Raw genomic sequence first — 17,832 nt, forward strand, 5'->3', positions numbered from 1 at the left:
ATCTGCCGAACCGCTACTGCCATCATCGAAAATGAGCCGGATAAGCAATGAAGCTGGTCAGCTACAACATCCAGTACGGGTTCGGCAGCGACGGCCGCTACGATCTTTCGCGCGCCGCGCGCATCGTCGCCGGCGCCGACATCATCGCGCTGCAGGAAGTCGAACGGCACTGGCAGCGCAGCAACTACGACGACCAGCCGGAGCTTGTTTCCCGCCTGCTGCCGGACTATCACTGGGTCTATGGTCCGGCCTTCGACATGGACGCCAGCGAGCAGCGCGACGGCCGTCTGATCAACCGGCGCCGGCAGTTCGGCACGATGGTGCTGTCGAAGCTGCCGATTGTCTGGTCGCGGCTGCACGCGCTGCCGATGCGCAGCACGCTGCGGCCGCTCAACACGCGCAACGCAGCACTTGAATGCATGATCCGCACGCCGGCCGGCCCGGTTCGGGTGTTTTCGTTGCATCTCGCCCATATCGCGGCGGAGGAGCGGCTGGAACAGATCGATTACCTGTTGGGCGAACATCGCCGTGCGACCCGCGAGGGCGGACCCTGGAGCGGCATCGATGACGAGCCGTCGCGCAACTGGAGCAATGGCGAGCCGGAGCCGGAGAACCCGCTGGAAGCCATCTGGATGGGCGATTTCAACATGGAGCCGGGCAGCGTCGAATATAGCCGCATCGTCGGCAGCACGCCCTATCATCGCGGCGCCGCCTACCTCGATGGCTTCGTCGATGCCGCCGCCGTTGCCAGCCAGCCGACCGCGGATTTCCACACCCATGTGAAGACCATCGACGGCAAACTGGCCAAACGCCGGCTTGACCATTGCTTTGTCGGCGGCATGTTTGCCGGGCGCGTCCGCTCGGTCGGCGCCGATGTCGGCGAGGTCGCATCGGACCATTTCCCCCTACGGCTCGACATCGATCTCGAAACACCGCTCGCCGTGCTGCGCGGCGGATGAGCCGGCAATGACGCCCTTCGTTTTCTTCGCGGTGCTTGCCGCCGCCGCCATGCACGCGATCTGGAATGCGCTGGTCAAGGTGCATCTCGACCGCTTCCTGTCGATCACGCTGATGACGCTGGGAATGGGCGCTGCTGCCCTTGTCGTGTTGCCTTTCGTCGAAGTGCCGAAGGCGCAGGTGTGGCCCTACATCATCGCCTCGGTGATCTTCCACATGGGCTACCGGACCTTCCTGATCGGCGCCTACCAGGCCGGCGATTTCGCCCAGACCTATCCGCTGGCGCGCGGCACAGCACCTTTGCTGGCAGCCCTTGGCGGTATGTTCGTGGTCGCCGAGGTGCCGGCACCGCTTGCCATTCTGGGTATTTTTCTGCTGTCGACCGGCACGCTGGTGATGTCGTTTCGCGGCGGTGCGCATCTGGAAAAGCTGAACCTGCGCGCGGTCGGCTTTGCGCTGGGCACCTCGATCTTCATCGCCAGCTACACGCTGTCCGACGGCAGCGGCGCGCGGCTGGCGGCCACAGCGCAAAGCTATGCAGCCTGGCTGTTCATCTGCGATGCCCTCGGAGCGCTGGTGCTATGCCTTATCTTCCGTGGGCCGAAAGCGCTGCCGGTGCTGGCGCGCGACTGGAAGGTGGGCCTGTTCACCGGCGTACTCAGCGGTGCGGCCTACTGGATCGTGATGTGGGCAATGACCAAGGCGCCGATCGCATCGGTGGCGTCGCTGCGCGAGACCTCGATCTTGTTCGCCATGATGATCTCGGTCTTCGCCCTCGGCGAGAAGATGACGGGCTGGCGCGCGGCCGCCGCGCTCAGCATTGTCGCCGGCGTTGTTGCGCTCCGACTGGGCTAGCTGCCGCCGTTAGCCCAGCACGGTCATCACTTGGCCGCGTCGCTCCGGACTGAAGCGGATGACGACGATGATGCAGACGGCAACCACGCCGGCAAAAAGCGCAAGCGCATATCCGTAGCTGCCTCCAGGGGCTTCCGCGATGCCTGCCTGGTAAGGGCCGCCATAGGACGCCGCGAGATTGCCGGCCTGATAGATGAAGCCGGGCAAGGTCGCACGCACGGACCCCGGCGAAAGCTCGTTGAGATGCACCGGGATGACGCCCCAGGCGCCCTGGACAGCGACCTGCATGACGAAGGCGCCGATGGCGAGCATGAAGGGCGTGGTGCTGTAGGCCCACAGTGGAATCGACGGCAAAGCAATCAGGCACGCCAGGGTGATGGCGTTGACGCGGCCGATCTTCTCGGACAGCGCGCCGAATGCCAGGCCGCCAACGATGGCGCCGATGTTGGCGACGATGGTGATCCAGCTCACCGTATGCGGATCGAAGCCGTGCTGCTTCTTCAGGAAGGTTGGGTAGAGGTCCTGTGTGCCATGGCTGAAGAAGTTGAAGAACATCATCAGCACGACGGCATAGAGGGCGACGCCCCAGTGCTTTTGCAGCGTCTCCAACAGTCCCGGCCTGGCGGTCTTCTGCGCGTCGACGAAGGCCGGCGATTCCGGCACGTGCGAGCGGATGAACAGCACGATCAATGCCGGCACGAAGCTGAGCAGGAACATGGCGCGCCAGCCGATCGTGTAGCCGCCGATCGTCTGCTGATAGAGCAGGCCATAGACCACTGCCGCCAAGAGGTAGCCCGTCGGATAGCCGCATTGCAGGATGCCCGAGACCATGCCGCGCGCGCTGGGCGGGATAGACTCCATGGCGAGCGAACTGCCAAGTCCCCATTCGCCGCCCATGGCAATGCCGAACAGGGCGCGCAGTGCCAGGAAGATGCCGAGATTGGGCGAGAAGGCGGCCAGCGCGCCAATCACCGAATAGCTGACGATGTTGAGCATGAGGATGGGCTTGCGCCCGTATTTGTCGGCAAGCATGCCGAAGAAAAAGGCGCCGATGAAGCGTGTCGCCAAAGTCAGGAACAGCGCCTTCGATACGGCTGGGACATCGGTCTGGAATTCAGTCGCAATATCCGTGAGCAGGAATGTCAGGAGGAAGAAATCGAAAGCGTCGAGCGTCCAGCCCAGAAATGAAGCCAGGACGGTTTTCTTCTGTTGGGAATTGAGGTTCAAGACGTTCCTCCTTTACCGTCCCCGGGCAACGATATGTCGCCCGGTCGGCAAAAGAGAACAGCCGTCAGCCGGCTTTCGAAAAACCGGCGGTCACTTTTTCGTAAGATCGAGATCGAAGACCATCAATCCGTCGGTGCCGCCTTCGAGAGCGGCGACCAGTCGGGCGCCGGCGCGCTGATGCGCCTCATGCACCAGATAGGCGTCGCGGGTGGCGGCATCGCGGAAATCGATGGTGAAGCCATGCGTGAAGCCGCGGCCGAACGGCTCGGGGCTGACATTGGCGCTGAATTGGACCGCTTCCATGCCCTCCACCACCTGTCGCAGCGCTTCGAGATCGGCATGGATTGCCATGCGCTCGGCGGCGGGAACATCGTTGCGAAACCTGGCGAACACACAGTGCCTGATCATTTTTTTGCTCCTAAGCCGCCCGGTTTCCGGAAAACACGGCCGGCGGCAGCGGTTCGCGGTCGAGGATCAGATCGGCACCCTTTTCGCCGACCATGATGGTCGGCGCATTGGTGTTGGAGGAGGGCACGCGCGGCATCACCGAGGCGTCGCAGACCCGCAGGCCGTCGATGCCGCGCAGCCGAAGATCGGGTGTCACCACGGCCATGTCATCATGGCCCATGCGGCAGGTGCCGACCGGATGATGGTCGGTCTTGGAACTGCGGCAGGCATAGTCGAATAACTCGTCGTCGCTAGCGAGCGACGGGCCGGGCAGCACCTCGCGCAACACGTAGGGCGCAAGCGCCCTCTGCCGCATGATCTCGCGCGCCAGCCGCAGTCCCTTGATCGACATGGCGCGATCATAGGGATCGGACCAGTAGTTCGGATCGATCAGCGGATGCTCGGCGGGGTCGGCGCTCTTCAGCCGCACCGTGCCGCGCGAGCGCGGCCGCAGGAAGGCGGAATTCAAGGTGACGCCCGGGTTGTTCAGCTTCTCGACACCGGCCTCGATGCCGGAGCCCAAGCCGAGATGGAACTGGATGTCGGGCGAGGCTGCAGTCGGGTCGGCGTACCAGAAGCCGCCGGTCTCGAACAGGCTGGAGGCCACCGGTCCCTTCTTCAGCAGCAGGTATTGCAGGCCGGCCCAGGCTGTGCGGTGCAGCTTGGCGTAATTGTCATAGGTGTGGTCGCCGGTGCATTCGGCGATGACGAACAGGTCGAGATGGTCCTGCATGTTGGAGCCGACGCCGGGCAGGTCATGCACCGGCGTGACGCCGACCGATTTCAGATGGTCGGCCGGGCCGATGCCCGACTGCATCAACAGCTTCGGCGAGCCGATGGCGCCGGACGAGACGATCACCTCTCGGTCGGCGCGCAGGATTTTCTTCTCGCCGCCCGGCCTGTCGACGATCTCGACGCCGATGGCGCGGCCTCTCTCGACGACGATGCGCGTCACCAGCACATCGGTCCTGACAGTAAGGTTCCTGCGAGCGCGGATCGGCTTCAAATAGGCGACCGAAGCGGAGGAACGCCTCGCGTCCTTCTGGGTCAATTGGTAGTAGCCGACGCCCTCCTGGCTGGCGCCGTTGAAATCCGGGTTGAAGGGAATGCCCATCTCCTGGCCGGCGCGGAAATAAGCCTCGCAGATCGGCAGTGGCGAAATCGGGTTCGACACGCCGAGCGGGCCCTGGTCGCCATGAAAGTCGTTGGCGTAGCGCTGGTTGTTTTCGGCGCGCTTGAAATAGGGCAGCACATCGCGATAGCCCCAGCCGGCGAGACCTTCTTCCTTCTCCCAGGCGTCATAGTCGCGGGCATTGCCGCGCGTGTAGATCTGGGCGTTGATGGAAGAACCGCCGCCGACCACCTTGGCCTGCGTGTACCAGAAGACGCGGTCCTTCATGTGCTTCTGCGGAACGGTCGACCAACCCCACGAAGCAATGCCCTTGGTCATCTTGGCGAAGCCCGCCGGCATATGAATGTAGGGATGCCAGTCCTTGCCGCCGGCTTCCAGCAGCAGCACCTGATGCGTCGGATCCTCGCTCAACCGGTTGGCCAGAACGCAGCCGGCCGGGCCGGCGCCCACGATGATGTAGTCGGTCATGACACTATCCACCTTACAGCCGCGGCACGGAGAGCGCGCCGTCGACATTGATGATCGAGCCGGTCGAAAAGCCGAGCTTGCCGCCGGCAAGCGCCGCCACCACGGCGCCGATGTCCGATGCTTCGCCCCAGCGCTTTGCCGGCACCAGCCCGCCGTCGATCAAGGCGTCGTATTTGGCGGTGACGCCCGATGTCATGTCGGTTCGGATGATGCCCGGCCGCACCTCGAACACAGCGATGTCTTCGGCGGCGAGCCTGAGTGCCAGGGTCTTCACCCACATCGACAGGCCGGCTTTCGAGATGCAGTAGTCCGGCCGTTCCGGCGACGCCATTTCGGCGCTGACCGAGGTGATGGTGATGATCGATTTCGGGTGATCTCCGGGTACAGCCAGCATCGCCTTGGCGACGGCCTGGCTGAGGAACACGGTGCCGCGCAGATTGATGTTGAGCGCCTTGTCGAAATTCTCGGGCTTCAACTCCAGGAGGTCGCCGCGCACCACGGCGCCGACACCGGCATTGTTCACCAGGCAGTCGATGCGGCCGAAGGTGCGCATCGTGGCATCGACCAGTGCCGCATGGCCGCCGAGATCGGCGATGTCGCAGCTGACATAGGCGAACTGCGCGCCGTGCGTGGTGATGTCCTCGGCTAACCCGTCAGCGGGTTTTTCGGCAAGGTCGGCGACGAGGATGTCGAAGCCGGCATCGGCAAGCGCCTGGGCGCAGGCAAGGCCGATGCCGCGCGCGCCGCCAGTGACGATGGCCGCCGGGCGGGTCATGCGGAAAGCTCGCTCTTGCGAATATGCGCGGCGACACGCAGCGCTTGCGCGGCGATCGACAGCGCCGGATTGACGGCGGCCGAATTCGGCAGGAAGCCGCCATCGACAACGAACAGATTCCGATGATCGAAGGACCGGCAGAACGGGTCGAGCGGCGCGCTGGCCGGATCGTCGCCCATCTTCACCGTGCCGCACTGGTGCGACGGCGTGCGCTTGTCAAAGGGGCGCGACAGCACGATCGGATAGCCGCAGGCGCGGAAGTTTTCGCGCATCACCTTGGTCAAGCCGTCGAGCGACTGCATGTTGGAGCGCCGCCATTGCATGATGATGTCCTTGCCGTCGACCATGATGCGGCTTTCGGGATCGGGCAGGTCCTCGCACATCAAGTACCAATCGACGGCATGGCCGGCCATGAAATCGAGCGCAAATTTGGGCGCGAATTTCACATTGGCGCTGAGGATGTTGCCGTCGATCTTGCCGAGCAGCTGGACGTTGCCGAGCGGCTTGCCGCCCTTGCCGTCGGAAAGGTAATAATCGTTCAGCATCAGCGTCTTCTGGTAGACGGCATCGTTGCGGCGACGCGGATCGATGGCCAGCATGGCGCTGGAATTATGGTTCATGAAATTGCGGCCGACCTGATCGGAGCGGTTGGCGAGGCCCTTGCCACCGCCCTTGCCGTTGGCGGGTGACGGCGAGCGCAGCAGGATGACGGCGGAATTGACCGCGCCGGCGGAGAGGATGACCAGCTTCGGCGTCAGCTTTTTCAACGCGCCATTCTGGCGATAGTGAACAGCGACGATGGTTTTGCCGTCGGCCGAGGCTTCGAGATACTCGACATAGGCGCCGGTCTCCAACTTTATGTTCGGGTCGGTCAGCGCCGCCGTCAGCGGTCCCGTTTGCGCGTCGACCTTGCCTTGGCCGGTGTTGGGAAACGCGTCCCAGCCGGTCTTGCCCTCCTTCAGCCAGGTGTCGATGTCGACGCCAAGCGGCAGCGAGGCCGGGTGCAGGCCGAGGCCCTTGAGCTCGGCGCGGGCGCGCGCGATCGGCGCCTCGTCGGGCACAGGCTTGAAGGCATAGGGGATCGAATGGAACGGCTCGGTCGGGTCCTCGCCGAGTGAGCCACGCACACGAAACAATTGCTCGGCCTTCGAATACCAGGGCTCGAATTCTTCATAGGAAAACGGCCACGCCGGCGAGACGCCGCCGAAATGCTCCATGGCCGCAAAATCTTCCCTGCGGTAGCGGATCAGCACGGCGCCGTAGAATTTCGAATTGCCGCCGACATAGTAATAGTTGCCGGGGTTGAAGGCCGCACCGCCGGCCTCGCGCCACATCTCCTTCGGCCGATAATGACCGTCGACGAAGATGGAACGCGTGTCGCGCGCATGCGGCGTTGCCGTCAACGGTTCGCCGCGCTCCAGCATCAGGATCGAGGCGCCGCTGCCGGCCAGACCGGAGGCGATCGTGGCGCCGCCGATGCCGGAGCCGATTATGACGATATCGGGATTTGTCATCTCGGTCAGAGAATGCGGTTTTCGGTCGCCGGATCGAAGAACACCGCTTTGGTCAGGTTGAAGGCGAGCGGGGTGTTGGTGCCGGGCTGGATGTTGGCGTCGGCGCGCAGCCTCGCCACCACGCCCTTGCCGCCGAGATTGGTGACGGCGAAGGTGTCGGAGCCTGCCGGTTCAACGACCTCGATAAAGCAGTCGGCAGTGGCGATGTTCGAGGCATTGCGCTCGGCGCCTTCCGGATCGGTCAGGGCTTCGGGGCGGACGCCGAAGATGATCGGCTTGCCCTGGAATGCCGACAGGCCCGCCGGCGCATTGGCCATCGGCAGCGAGATCGGCTCGCGCGCCTCGCGCTGCAGCACGACGGACAGCGCATTGCCGTTGGTGCCGATCGTCGCCGGGATCAGGTTCATCGCCGGCGAGCCCATGAAATCGGCGACAAAGAGATTGGTCGGGTTGTTGTAGATCTCGGCCGGCGTGCCGAACTGCTGCACCTCGCCGTCGCGCATGACGGCGATCTTGGTCGCCAGCGTCATCGCCTCGATCTGATCGTGGGTGACATAGACGATGGTGGTGCCGGTGGTCGCATGCAGGCGCTTGATCTCGATGCGCATGTCGACACGCAGCTTGGCGTCGAGGTTGGACAACGGCTCGTCGAACAGGAACAGTTTTGGGTCGCGCACCAGCGCCCGGCCCATGGCGACGCGCTGGCGCTGGCCGCCAGAAAGCTGGCTCGGCTTGCGCTGCAGCAGGTGGCCGATCTGCAGCACCTTGGCCACCTTGTCGATCGCCTTCTGCCGCTCTGCCGCCGGCACGCCGCGCATCTCCATGCCGAAGGAGATGTTTCCGGCCACTGTCATGTTCGGATAGAGCGCATAGCTCTGGAACACCATGGCGATGTCGCGCTTGGACGGATGCAGATCGTTGATTGCGCGGCCTTCGACGCGGATTTCGCCCGAGGTGATCGTCTCCAGGCCGGCGATGGTGTTGAGCAAGGTGGACTTGCCGCAGCCGGACGGGCCGACCAGCACCAGGAAGCCGCCCTTATCCAGTTCGACATCGATCCCCTTGAGGATCTCGACCTGGCCGAAGCGCTTTCTCAGGCCATCAATTTCCAGAAAAGCCATCAGATTATCCTTTGACGGCGCCCGCCATCAGACCGCGCACGAAATAGCGGCCGGCGAGCACATAGACGAGAAGGGTTGGCAATGCGGCGATCATCGCGGCCGCCATGTTGACGTTGTATTCGACGACGCCGGTCGAGGTGTTGACGACGTTGTTGAGCGCCACCGTCATCGGCATCGCGTCGCCGGTGCCGGCATAGGCAGAGGCGAACAGGAAGTCGTTCCAGATGTTGGTGAACTGGTAGATGACGGTGACGACGAAGATCGGCATCGAGTTCGGCAGCATGATGCGACGGAAGATCTGGAAGAAGGAGGCGCCGTCGACCTGCGCCGCCTTGACGAGTTCGGTCGGGAACGCCTCGTAATAGTTGCGGAAGAACAAAGTGGTGAAACCGATGCCGTAGACGACGTGGACGAAGACGAGATTGACCGTCGCGTTGCCCAGGCCGAAGCTCGTTCCGACCGAGTTCTGCAGCGACACGCCGAAACGGCCAAGGCTGCCGAGGATCGTCGCCATCGGCAACAGCACCGACTGGAACGGGATGAAGCAGGCGAACAGCATCAGCCCGAACACCAGCGTTGCGCCGCGGAAGCGCCATTTGGTCAGCACGTAGCCGTTGAGGGCGCCGAGCATCGTCGAGATCAGCACGGCCGGAACCACCATCTTGATGGAGTTCCAGAAATAGCCCTTGATGCCGGCACAGGTGAGGCCGACGCAGGTCTCGCCCCAGGCCTTCACCCACGGGTCGAAGGTCGGTGCCTGGGGCAGCGCCAGCATATTGCCATTCTGGATCTCATCCATGGTCTTGAACGAGGTGACCAGCATGACGAACAGCGGCATCAGATAGAACAGTGCAAACAGCGCCAGCAGCCCGTAGATGACGATGCGGTTGACGATCCTAGCGTTGACGCCGCCTGAGGCCTGGCGGGCGGGCGTGGTGACGGCGCTCATCGCGGCTTCTCCCGCAGTTCCGAATAGAGATAGGGCACGATGATGGCGATGATGGTCATCAGCATGATCACCGCGCTGGCCGAGCCGACGGCCATTTCGTTGCGCTTGAAGGTGTATTCATACATGAAGTTCGACGGCAGCCAGGCCGAGCCGCCGGGGCCGCCACTGGTCAACGCCACGACAAGGTCATACGACTTGATGGCGAGGTGGGCGAGCACGATGAAGGCCGACAGGAAGATCGGCCGCAGCAGCGGGATGACGATGCGGCGATAGAGCTGGAAGGTGGTGGCGCCATCGATCTGCGCCGCCTTCATGATCTCGCCGTCGATGCCGCGCAGGCCGGCCAGGAACATCGCCATGATGAAGCCGGAGGCCTGCCAGACGCCGGCAATGACCACGGTGTAGATGACGAAGTCCTTGTTCTTGATCCAGTCAAAATGGAAGCTCGTCCAGCCCCATTGATGCAAGGTCTGCTCGAGGCCGAGACCGGGATCGAGGAACCATTTCCAGGCGACACCGGTGACGATGAAGGACAGCGCCATCGGGTAGAGGTAGATCGGCCGCAGCACACCTTCGCCGCGGATCTTCTGGTCGAGCAGGATGGCCAGGAACAGGCCGAGCGCCAGGCAGATGAAGATGTAGAGAAAGCCGAAAATGCCCATGTTGGTGATCGACGTGTACCAGCTCGATGGCGGGTCGGTGTCGAAGGTCCAGCCCCAAAGCCGCTGGTAGGCGCGCGAGCCGGTGATGACATAGGACGGGAAGGTCTTGGAATTGGTGAAGGACAGATAGATCGTCCACAGGATGAAGCCGTAGACGAAGACAATGGTGATGGCGAAGCTCGGCGCCAGCACGATCTTAGGCAGCGCGTCCTGCAGGCGCGAGCGCACCGAGGCGCGCGGTCGGGCCTGCTCCGGCGTCAGCTTGATCTGGCTTGTCGCTACCGTGCTCATAGGGCTCCTCCCGTCGGCGCGAGGCCAACCAGGTTCGCGGATCGGAGCCTTCCCCGCTGGAGCGGGGAAGGCGTTTTTGTGTGTGGCGCTTACTTGGCGTCGTCGATCGCCTTGACCAGTTCGGTCACGGCCTCGTCCGAGGTCTTGATCTGACCATGGACGAACTTGGAGACGACATCCTTGTAGGCATTGGCGACCGCCGGAGGCGCGCCATAACCCTGGGCGAGCGAGCCGAACAGCGTGCCGCCGTCATTGGCTGCCTTCAGGTCGGCGATGCCCTTCTTGCCGCAAGCGTCGAAGTCGGTGTCCGGAACGTCGGTACGGGCCGGAACCGAACCCTTGACGACGTTGAAGGCCGACTGGAAGCTCTTCGACAGGGTGGCGGTGGCCAATGCGACCTGGGCGGCCTTGCGGTCGTCCGGAACATTGAACATGCCGAACATGTCGGAGTTGTAGATCACCGAGCCGTCGGTGCCCGGGAAGCGATAGCACAGGAAGTCCGTGCCCGGGGTCTTCTTGGCGGCGTGGAATTCACCCTTGGCCCAGTCGCCCATGACCTGCACCAGGGCGTCGCCCTTGATGACCATGGCGGTGGCAAGGTTCCAGTCGCGGCCGGAGAAGTTCGGGTCGACATAGGTGACGAGCTTGGCGAGGTTGTCGAACGACTTCTTCATCGTGTCGGACTTGAGCGAAGCGTCGTCGAGGTCGTTGAAGGCCTTCTTGTAGAACTCAGGTCCGCCGGTCGACAGCACGACCGAGTCGAACATGGTGGCTTCCTGCCAGTTCTGGCCGCCGAGAGCGAGCGGGATCACGCCTGCCGCCTTGGCCTTGTCGAGCAGGGCAACGAAGTCGTCGAAGGTCTTCGGCTCGGTGCCGCCGATCTTGTCCATGACGGCCTTGTTGATCCACAGCCAGTTGACCGAGTGGACGTTGACCGGAGCCGCGACCCACTTGCCGTCATAGACCGAGAACTTCTGCAGGGCGGCCGGAACCGACTTGTCCCAGCCTTCCTTCTTCGCCGTCTCGGTCAGGTCGCCCATCACGCCGGCCGCCGCATAGTCGAGCACGGTGTAGCCGAGCATCTGCGAGGCGGTCGGGTAGTTGCCGGCCGCGACCATCGCCTTCAGCGCGGTCATGGCTGCGTCGCCGCCGCCGCCGGCCACCGGCACGTCCTTCCAGGCATAGCCTTCCTTGGCCAGATCGCCCTTGAGGACGTTGAGAGCAGCCGCTTCGCCGCCCGACGTCCACCAATGCAGCATCTGGACTTCCTTGACGTCCTCGGCATGGGCCGCGAAAGCAAGGCCCGATGCGAGAGCCGTTCCGATAAGAAGTTTGCGCAACATGTACTTCCTCCCTTGTTGCATCTACACGACCGGCGAATGTCCGCCGGGTTCTTCTCAACTCAGCCGACCCACCATCCGGTGCGTTGGCCGCGATGAAACTGGATTGTCTTTTCTTCGGTATAGTCCTCTACGGCGCGTTTGCCGAGTTCGCGTCCGAGACCGGACTGCTTGTAGCCTCCGAATGGCAGCTCGGGGTAACCTTCCATGAACGTGTTTACCCAGACGGTTCCCGAACGCACATTCCGCGCCACCGACATGCAGGTGTCGATGCTGGCGCTCCACACGCCCGCAGACAAACCATAAGGCGTGTTGTTGGCGATGTGCAACGCCTTTTCAATCGTTTCAAAAGTCAGCACCGAGAGCACCGGTCCGAACACTTCCTCGCGCGCGATGGCCATGTCCTCGGTGACGCCGCGGATGATGGTGGGATCGAGGTACTGGCCGGCATTCGAGGACAACTGCTTGCCGCCGCTGTAGACACTGCTGCCGTCGCTTGCCGCTGCAGTAACATAGCCGGCTACCTTGGCCAGATGGTCGGCCGAGATCATCGCGCCGACCTTGGTTCGGTCGTCTAGTGGATCGCCGACCGTCACCTTGGCGGTGAGCGCCTTGACCGCGTCGAGAAAATCATCGGCGATCGCTTCGTGCACGATCAGCCGGCTGCCGGCATTGCAGCATTCGCCGGCGTTGAAGAAGCCGCCGAATACGGCCGCGTCGGCCGCCGCTTCGAGGTCCGCGTCCGGAAAGACGATCTGGCCGTTCTTGCCGCCGAGCTCCATCGAGACTTTCTTCAAGGATTGCGCGGCGGAGGCCATCGTCATCTTACCGACGCGGGTGGAGCCGGTGAACGAGACCATTTCGACCAGGGGATGGCTGACCACCGGCGCGCCGACATCGGCGCCAAGACCGGCGAGGATGTTGACGACGCCGGCGGGCAGGCCGGCCTGCATCAGGATATCACCGAGGACGAAGGTCGAGGCCGAAGTCATCTCGCTCGGCTTGACCACCGCCGTGCAGCCGGCGGCGAGCGCGAAGGGCAGTTTCTGGCTGACGATGAGGAAGGGGAAGTTCCATGGCGTGATGATCGAGACGACGCCGATCGGCTCGCGCAGCACCACGCCAAGCATGGCGTCGCCGAGATTGGCGTAGGATTCGCCGTGCAAGGTGCGGGCGAGCGAGGCGGCATAACGCCAGATGTCTACAGCACCACCAATTTCGCCGCGCGCCTGGGCGATCGGCTTGCCGGATTCCAGTGCGTCGAGCCGGGCGATCTCCTCCAGCCGCGTCTCGATCAGGTCGGCCGTCTTGAGCAGAATCGCGGCGCGCTCGGCCGCCTTCATGCGCGGCCACGGGCCGGTCTCGAACGCCTTGTGCGCGGCCTGCACTGCGGCTTCGACTTCGGCTTCGCCGGCCTGTGCATAGTGCGAGACGGTGAAGCCGTGGCCGGGGCTCTTGCGCTCCAGCGTGCGGCCATCGCGGGCATCGACATGCTTGCCGTCGATCAGCAGCCGATAGGTTCTTGGCGCTGCGGATGCCTCGGCGGGCATGATGATGTTGAGAGGGGCGTTCATCTAACTGTGTAATCCTCAGGATCTTGAAAATGCTGGTTTTTGCTTGGTCTTGAAAGAGCCGACACCGGCTATGAGATCGCCGGTCAGGGCGATGAAGCCGCTGGCCAGCGCTTCCGTCGCCGCGGCACTTTCCTCGCCTTCGGCGACCGCGATCATCAGCTTGGCGGCTTCCGTCGCCAGCGGGCCGCGCTCGGCGATCTTTTCAGCCCAGGCCTTGGCTTCGGACAGGCCGCTGCCGGTTTCGACCACCCGGTCGACCACGCCGAGCGCCAGCGCTTCGGGAGCGAGCAGAATCTCGCCGCCCAGCGCCATACGCCGCACTGTCTGCGCGCCGAAGCGGCGCACCGCGCGTTGTGTGCCGGACCAGCCGGGGACAACACCGATCGAGGTTTCGGGGAAGCCTAATTTCACCTGTGTCTCGGCCACGCGGAAGTCGCAGGCGACCGCCAGTTCCAGCCCGCCGCCCAGCGCATGGCCGGACAGCATGGCGATGGTTGGTTGCCGCAACCGCGCCAGCCGGTCGAAGACACGATGGCCGTAGCGGACCCATTGCACCTGGAAGTCGGCGGCACTCATCTGCGCCCACGCCTCGACATCGCCGCCGGCGCAAAAGCCCTTGCCTTCGCCGCGCAGCAGCACGACACGAACGACTTCCGCCATCTCCGCTTCGTCCAGCGCTGCCTCAAGCGCGCGCAGCATCGGAATATCAAGCGCGTTGAATTTCTCCGGCCGGCGCAAGGTGACGATGCCGATCGCGCCGTCCTGCTCGAAGGTGACGAGACGCTCAGCCATGCTCGCCTCCAAGCGAGGCGCCGCCATTCAGCGACAGCCCGATCGGCTGGTCCAGGTAGAGCGCTGCCGGTGTCGTCTTGAGATCTTTGGCGACGCCGAGCGGGATCTCGGCCTGGGCCAGCACGTCGCGCTGCAGGTCGATGCCGGGTGCGAGTTCGGTGACGACCAGGCCCTCCGGCGTCAGCTTCATCACGCAGCGCTCGGTGACATAGGTGATGTCCTGTCCCTGCGCGACGGCTCGCTTGCCCGAGAAGGAGATGTGCTCGACCTCCTTGACCACCTTCTTGACCTTGCCCTCCTGGTCGATGCGGATGCCGCCATCGGCCAGGGAGAGTTTCGCCCCGGCGTTGAAGAAGCCCGAGAAGACGATCTTCCTTGCCCGCGCGGTGATGTCGACAAAGCCGCCGGCACCGGCGGTGACATGCGGCCGTGCGGACAGTTTCGAGACGTTGACCGAACCGTGGCGGTCGATCTGCAGGAAGGACAGCAGCGACGCGTCGAAGCCGCCGGCCTGGAAATAGATGAACTGGTGCGGCGAGGGCATGATCGCCTCGGCGTTCGAAGCGCAGCCGAACTTGAAGTCGAGCAGCGGCACGCCACCGACGGCACCCTGTTCGATCACCCAGGTGACCTTGCCGTGCTGGCCTTCCTCGAGGAGGATACGCGGCACATTGGCCGAGATGCCGAAGCCGATGTTGACGGCCATGCCGTCGCGGAGTTCCAAGGCGACGCGGCGCGCGATCACCTTCTGGACGTTCATTTCGGCATTGCGGAAGCTCGACAGCGGCCGGAAGATCTCGCCCGAGATTGCCGGATCGTAGGGTGTCAGCGTCGTCTGCAACTGGTCGGGCGCGACGACGATGTGGTCAACCAGCACGCCGGGCACGCGCACGTCGTGCGGCTTCAGGGTGCCGTTCTCGACAACGCGCTTGACCTGGGCAATGACGACGCCGCCATTGTTGCGAGCGGCGAGCGCCTGCTCCAGGCCGCCAAGATAGGCGCCCTCATGCTCGTAGGTGAGGTTGCCGCGCTCGTCCGATGTGGTGGCGCGGATGATCGAGACCTGCGGCACGATCGAGCGGAAATAGAGCCATTCCTCGCCGTCGAACTGCTGCACCGAAACGATCGGCTCACTGGCGGCCGCGTTCATGGCGCAGCCCTGGTGGCGGGGGTCGGCGAAAGTGTCGAGGCCGACCTTGGTCAGCACACCCGGACGCTTGGCGGCGGCTTCGCGGTGCATGTCGAACAGGATGCCGGACGGCACATTGTAGGCTGCGACCGAATTGTCGCCGATCATCTTCCAGATCTGCGGCGGCTCGGACGAAGAGGGGCCCGACGGATAGGAGCCACACAATGTGCGCTTCAACAGGCCAGGCTTGGCCAAATGGTCGATGCCCTTGATGCCATACATGTCGCCGGCGGCGATCGGGTGCAGCGTGGTGATGCCTTTCGGATGGCCTTCGCTGTCGAAGCGCTCGCCGATCGCGGCCAGCACCGCGTCCGGGCAGCCGAGACCGCTCGACGACGAGACGGACACGACCATGCCGTCCTTGATCAAGCCTGCGGCTTCAGCGGCGGAAACGACCTTGCTCAATTCTTGCTCCCGAGTTTCGGGTCGATCTTGACGGCCTTGCCGGAGCTGGCCGATTGAAGTGCCGCTTCGGCAGCAGCGAGCGACCAGATGCCGTCCTCGCCGGTGGCGGACGGTTGGCCTTCGCCGCGGATCGCGGCATGGAACTGGCGCAGTGACCGGGAATAGAGGTCCTCGCGGTCGAAGCTAAGGTCCTCTTCGCCTTTTGCCGTGCGCAAGGTCACCGAGCCGACCGGCTTCTGCGTCATCACATTCCTGGCGATCAGCGAGCCCTCGGAGCCATGCACCTCGAAACCGGTGTCGGCGAATTTGAGGGTGAAGCCTTCATGCGACTGGGCGATGACGCCCGACTTGAAGCGCCAGATGCACATGGCGCCGTCCTCCAGCCCACTACCGGCCATGCCGGCCGATTGCGTGAAGGCCGACACTTCGACCGGATCGTCGCCGAGCACGAAGCGCAGCGTGTCGGCATCATGCACGGTGATGTCGAGCACCACGCCGCCGCCTGCCTCAGGCTTCGTGATGCGCCAGCCCTGCAGGTTTTCGGGCAGGTAGACGGCATGGAAGACGCGCGCGGCGATCGGCTTGCCGATACGGCCGGCGGCGATCGAGTCACGCATGGCGCGGTGCGCGCCGGCATTGCGCAGATGGTGGTTGGTGCCGAGCACGATGCCGGAGGCTTTTGCCGTGGCGACCATTGTGCGCGCGTCGTCGCTGGTCAGCGCCAGCGGCTTTTCGCACAGCACATGCTTTCCCGCCTTCGCAGCGGCCAAAGCCTGATCGAGATGCAGTTCGTTGGTGGTCGAGATGTAGACCGCGTCGATGTCGGCGCCGAGCAGAGCATCAAGCGTCGAAACAGCCAGCGGGATGTTGTTTTCCGCGGCATAGGCCGTGGCGCGCTCGGGATTGGAACTCATGACCGCCGCGATCTCGCCATCGCCCTGCGAACGGATGGCGTTGATCATGAACTGTCTGGCGATCGTGCTGGCGCCGATCAAGCCCCATCTGGCGCTCATGCCGCGTCCCCCATTCCTGCGGGCCTGTTTCGGGCGCGGCGATCCGGGCCGCAGCTTTCCCTGACCACCAGATTGACCGCACCGATATGATCTTCGGCCCGCGTCGTGCGCGACTGGATCATCTTAAGCATGACATGGGCGGCGCGTTCGCCGAGGCCGGCCGTGTCCACCGAGACGCTGGTCAAGGCCGGCATGTAGTGCTCGGCCTCGACCACGTCGTCGAAGCCGACGACGGCGAAATCCGGTCCGGGCTCAAGCCCACGCTTGCGCAGCGCCAGCATGACGCCAAAAGCGACCGCATCGTTGAAGCAGAGTGCCGCGGTCGGCGGTTCGGATGTTGCGAGAGCGGTATCCAGACAGGCGATGCCGCCCCTGCGGCTGGTCTCGCCTTCGATCACGGTCATGTCGCGGGCGGCGATGCCAAGCGTCTCACAGGCTTCACGAAAGCCGCCCAGCCGCTCTTGATAGACCACGAGGTCGGCCGAGCCGCCGAAGAAGGCCAGCCGGCGATGCCCTTTGCCGATGAGATGGGCGGCGGCCAGGTAGGCGCCGCGATGATTGTCGGGCGTGATCACCGGAATGCGGCTTTCGGGCAGCCGGCGCATGGCGAAGACGACCGGAACGCCCGCCATCTCCAGGCGGCGGAATGCGCCCGGCGTGGTGCCGCGCGCCGGCGACACGATGAGGCCGGCGACGCCTTGCTCCATCAGCGATTTGAGCACCTCTTCCTGGCGCACCGGATTCTCCGCCGTGTTGGCTATGAAAGGCACGATGCCGGCCGACTGGAAGACGCGCTCCATGCCGACCGCCAGTTCGGCGAAGAAGGGATTGGTGAGATCGTTGATGACCATGCCGATGACGTTGGAGTGAGCCTTGCGTAGATTGGCGGCGCCACGGTTGTAGACGTAACCGACATCCTCGATTGCCTTGCGAACCTTGACCGCGGTCTCAGGCCGGATCAGCCCGCTGCCCTGGAGCACGAGCGACACCGTCGATTTGGACACGCCTGCCTCGCGGGCGATGTCGAATATCGTTGCCTTGGCCCGGCTGGCCATCCAGATGCATCCTCCCTGATTTTCAAGCCGATCTATTGGAACGTTCTAATCACTAACCTCATCTGG

At 64.0% G+C, this 17,832-nt stretch carries 16 protein-coding genes; 2 read left to right on the forward strand and 14 right to left on the reverse strand.

From position 1 onward, the window contains the following. Positions 1 to 47: 47 nt before the first annotated feature. Together AC1D08_RS19510 and AC1D08_RS19515 are read left to right on the forward strand one after the other, a co-directional pair. Entirely contained in the window at positions 48 to 959 is a 912-nt protein-coding gene (locus tag AC1D08_RS19510; protein ID WP_477423771.1) for an endonuclease/exonuclease/phosphatase family protein, read from the forward strand. A 7-nt stretch (positions 960 to 966) separates the two neighbouring features. Next, complete coding sequence (locus tag AC1D08_RS19515) at positions 967 to 1,812, forward strand: EamA family transporter (RefSeq protein ID WP_457152577.1); 846 nt, start codon at positions 967 to 969, stop codon at positions 1,810 to 1,812. Positions 1,813 to 1,821: 9 nt separating this feature from the next. Here AC1D08_RS19515 and AC1D08_RS19520 read toward each other — a convergent pair whose 3' ends face one another. From AC1D08_RS19520 to AC1D08_RS19585, 14 genes are all read right to left on the reverse strand, one after another. Next, a complete protein-coding gene (locus AC1D08_RS19520) occupies positions 1,822 to 3,039 on the reverse strand; it encodes an MFS transporter (protein ID WP_457152578.1) in 1,218 nt (405 codons plus the stop codon). A 90-nt stretch (positions 3,040 to 3,129) separates the two neighbouring features. Next, positions 3,130 to 3,447, reverse strand: coding sequence for a Dabb family protein (locus AC1D08_RS19525; RefSeq protein WP_095084596.1), 318 nt, complete (start codon positions 3,445 to 3,447; stop codon positions 3,130 to 3,132). Between the two features lie 10 nt (positions 3,448 to 3,457). After that, complete coding sequence (locus AC1D08_RS19530; RefSeq protein WP_477423773.1) at positions 3,458 to 5,086, reverse strand: GMC family oxidoreductase; 1,629 nt, start codon at positions 5,084 to 5,086, stop codon at positions 3,458 to 3,460. Positions 5,087 to 5,099: 13 nt separating this feature from the next. After that, complete coding sequence (locus tag AC1D08_RS19535; RefSeq protein WP_457154397.1) at positions 5,100 to 5,861, reverse strand: 3-ketoacyl-ACP reductase; 762 nt, start codon at positions 5,859 to 5,861, stop codon at positions 5,100 to 5,102. Then, entirely contained in the window at positions 5,858 to 7,375 is a 1,518-nt protein-coding gene (locus tag AC1D08_RS19540; RefSeq protein ID WP_457154398.1) for a GMC oxidoreductase, read from the reverse strand. The genes AC1D08_RS19535 and AC1D08_RS19540 overlap by 4 nt, the downstream gene beginning before the upstream one ends. 5 nt (positions 7,376 to 7,380) lie before the next feature. Continuing rightward, positions 7,381 to 8,496 carry an ABC transporter ATP-binding protein gene (locus tag AC1D08_RS19545; RefSeq protein WP_457154399.1) on the reverse strand — a complete coding sequence of 372 codons (1,116 nt, stop codon included), beginning with the start codon at positions 8,494 to 8,496 and terminating at the stop codon, positions 7,381 to 7,383. A gap of 4 nt (positions 8,497 to 8,500) precedes the next feature. Next, positions 8,501 to 9,445, reverse strand: coding sequence for a carbohydrate ABC transporter permease (locus AC1D08_RS19550; protein WP_095084591.1), 945 nt, complete (start codon positions 9,443 to 9,445; stop codon positions 8,501 to 8,503). Next, positions 9,442 to 10,398, reverse strand: coding sequence for a carbohydrate ABC transporter permease (locus AC1D08_RS19555; RefSeq protein WP_095084590.1), 957 nt, complete (start codon positions 10,396 to 10,398; stop codon positions 9,442 to 9,444). The genes AC1D08_RS19550 and AC1D08_RS19555 overlap by 4 nt, the downstream gene beginning before the upstream one ends. Before the next feature lie 89 nt (positions 10,399 to 10,487). Then, on the reverse strand, positions 10,488 to 11,741 hold the full coding sequence (locus AC1D08_RS19560; RefSeq protein ID WP_095084589.1) for an ABC transporter substrate-binding protein: 1,254 nt from the start codon (positions 11,739 to 11,741) through the stop codon (positions 10,488 to 10,490). Between the two features lie 59 nt (positions 11,742 to 11,800). Continuing rightward, entirely contained in the window at positions 11,801 to 13,312 is a 1,512-nt protein-coding gene (locus tag AC1D08_RS19565; protein WP_457153390.1) for an aldehyde dehydrogenase family protein, read from the reverse strand. Positions 13,313 to 13,327: 15 nt separating this feature from the next. Beyond that, positions 13,328 to 14,104: an enoyl-CoA hydratase/isomerase family protein gene (locus AC1D08_RS19570; protein ID WP_457153389.1), complete on the reverse strand. Its 777-nt coding sequence runs from the start codon at positions 14,102 to 14,104 to the stop codon at positions 13,328 to 13,330. Further along, entirely contained in the window at positions 14,097 to 15,698 is a 1,602-nt protein-coding gene (locus tag AC1D08_RS19575; RefSeq protein WP_457153388.1) for an acyl CoA:acetate/3-ketoacid CoA transferase, read from the reverse strand. The genes AC1D08_RS19570 and AC1D08_RS19575 overlap by 8 nt, the downstream gene beginning before the upstream one ends. Next, entirely contained in the window at positions 15,695 to 16,711 is a 1,017-nt protein-coding gene (locus AC1D08_RS19580) for a Gfo/Idh/MocA family protein (RefSeq protein ID WP_457153387.1), read from the reverse strand. Before AC1D08_RS19580 ends, AC1D08_RS19575 begins: the two co-directional genes overlap by 4 nt. Beyond that, on the reverse strand, positions 16,708 to 17,766 hold the full coding sequence (locus AC1D08_RS19585; protein ID WP_095084585.1) for a LacI family DNA-binding transcriptional regulator: 1,059 nt from the start codon (positions 17,764 to 17,766) through the stop codon (positions 16,708 to 16,710). The genes AC1D08_RS19580 and AC1D08_RS19585 overlap by 4 nt, the downstream gene beginning before the upstream one ends. Between the last annotated feature and the right edge of the window lie 66 nt (positions 17,767 to 17,832).

The sequence above is a fragment of the Mesorhizobium sp. P2_E6 genome (genome assembly GCF_056403835.1).

Excerpts from the sequence above, each read along its gene's own strand:
- AC1D08_RS19540 (WP_457154398.1), bottom strand. The coding sequence starts at position 7,375 with ATGACAAATCCCGATATCGTCATAATCGGCTCCGGCATCGGCGGCGCC.
- AC1D08_RS19585 (WP_095084585.1), bottom strand. The coding sequence starts at position 17,766 with ATGGCCAGCCGGGCCAAGGCAACGATATTCGACATCGCCCGCGAGGCA.
- AC1D08_RS19545 (WP_457154399.1), bottom strand. The coding sequence starts at position 8,496 with ATGGCTTTTCTGGAAATTGATGGCCTGAGAAAGCGCTTCGGCCAGGTC.
- AC1D08_RS19535 (WP_457154397.1), bottom strand. The coding sequence starts at position 5,861 with ATGACCCGCCCGGCGGCCATCGTCACTGGCGGCGCGCGCGGCATCGGC.
- AC1D08_RS19555 (WP_095084590.1), bottom strand. The coding sequence starts at position 10,398 with ATGAGCACGGTAGCGACAAGCCAGATCAAGCTGACGCCGGAGCAGGCC.
- AC1D08_RS19560 (WP_095084589.1), bottom strand. The coding sequence starts at position 11,741 with ATGTTGCGCAAACTTCTTATCGGAACGGCTCTCGCATCGGGCCTTGCT.
- AC1D08_RS19570 (WP_457153389.1), bottom strand. The coding sequence starts at position 14,104 with ATGGCTGAGCGTCTCGTCACCTTCGAGCAGGACGGCGCGATCGGCATC.
- AC1D08_RS19525 (WP_095084596.1), bottom strand. The coding sequence starts at position 3,447 with ATGATCAGGCACTGTGTGTTCGCCAGGTTTCGCAACGATGTTCCCGCC.
- AC1D08_RS19580 (WP_457153387.1), bottom strand. The coding sequence starts at position 16,711 with ATGAGCGCCAGATGGGGCTTGATCGGCGCCAGCACGATCGCCAGACAG.
- AC1D08_RS19550 (WP_095084591.1), bottom strand. The coding sequence starts at position 9,445 with ATGAGCGCCGTCACCACGCCCGCCCGCCAGGCCTCAGGCGGCGTCAAC.
- AC1D08_RS19530 (WP_477423773.1), bottom strand. The coding sequence starts at position 5,086 with ATGACCGACTACATCATCGTGGGCGCCGGCCCGGCCGGCTGCGTTCTG.
- AC1D08_RS19515 (WP_457152577.1), top strand. The coding sequence starts at position 967 with ATGACGCCCTTCGTTTTCTTCGCGGTGCTTGCCGCCGCCGCCATGCAC.
- AC1D08_RS19565 (WP_457153390.1), bottom strand. The coding sequence starts at position 13,312 with ATGAACGCCCCTCTCAACATCATCATGCCCGCCGAGGCATCCGCAGCG.
- AC1D08_RS19510 (WP_477423771.1), top strand. The coding sequence starts at position 48 with ATGAAGCTGGTCAGCTACAACATCCAGTACGGGTTCGGCAGCGACGGC.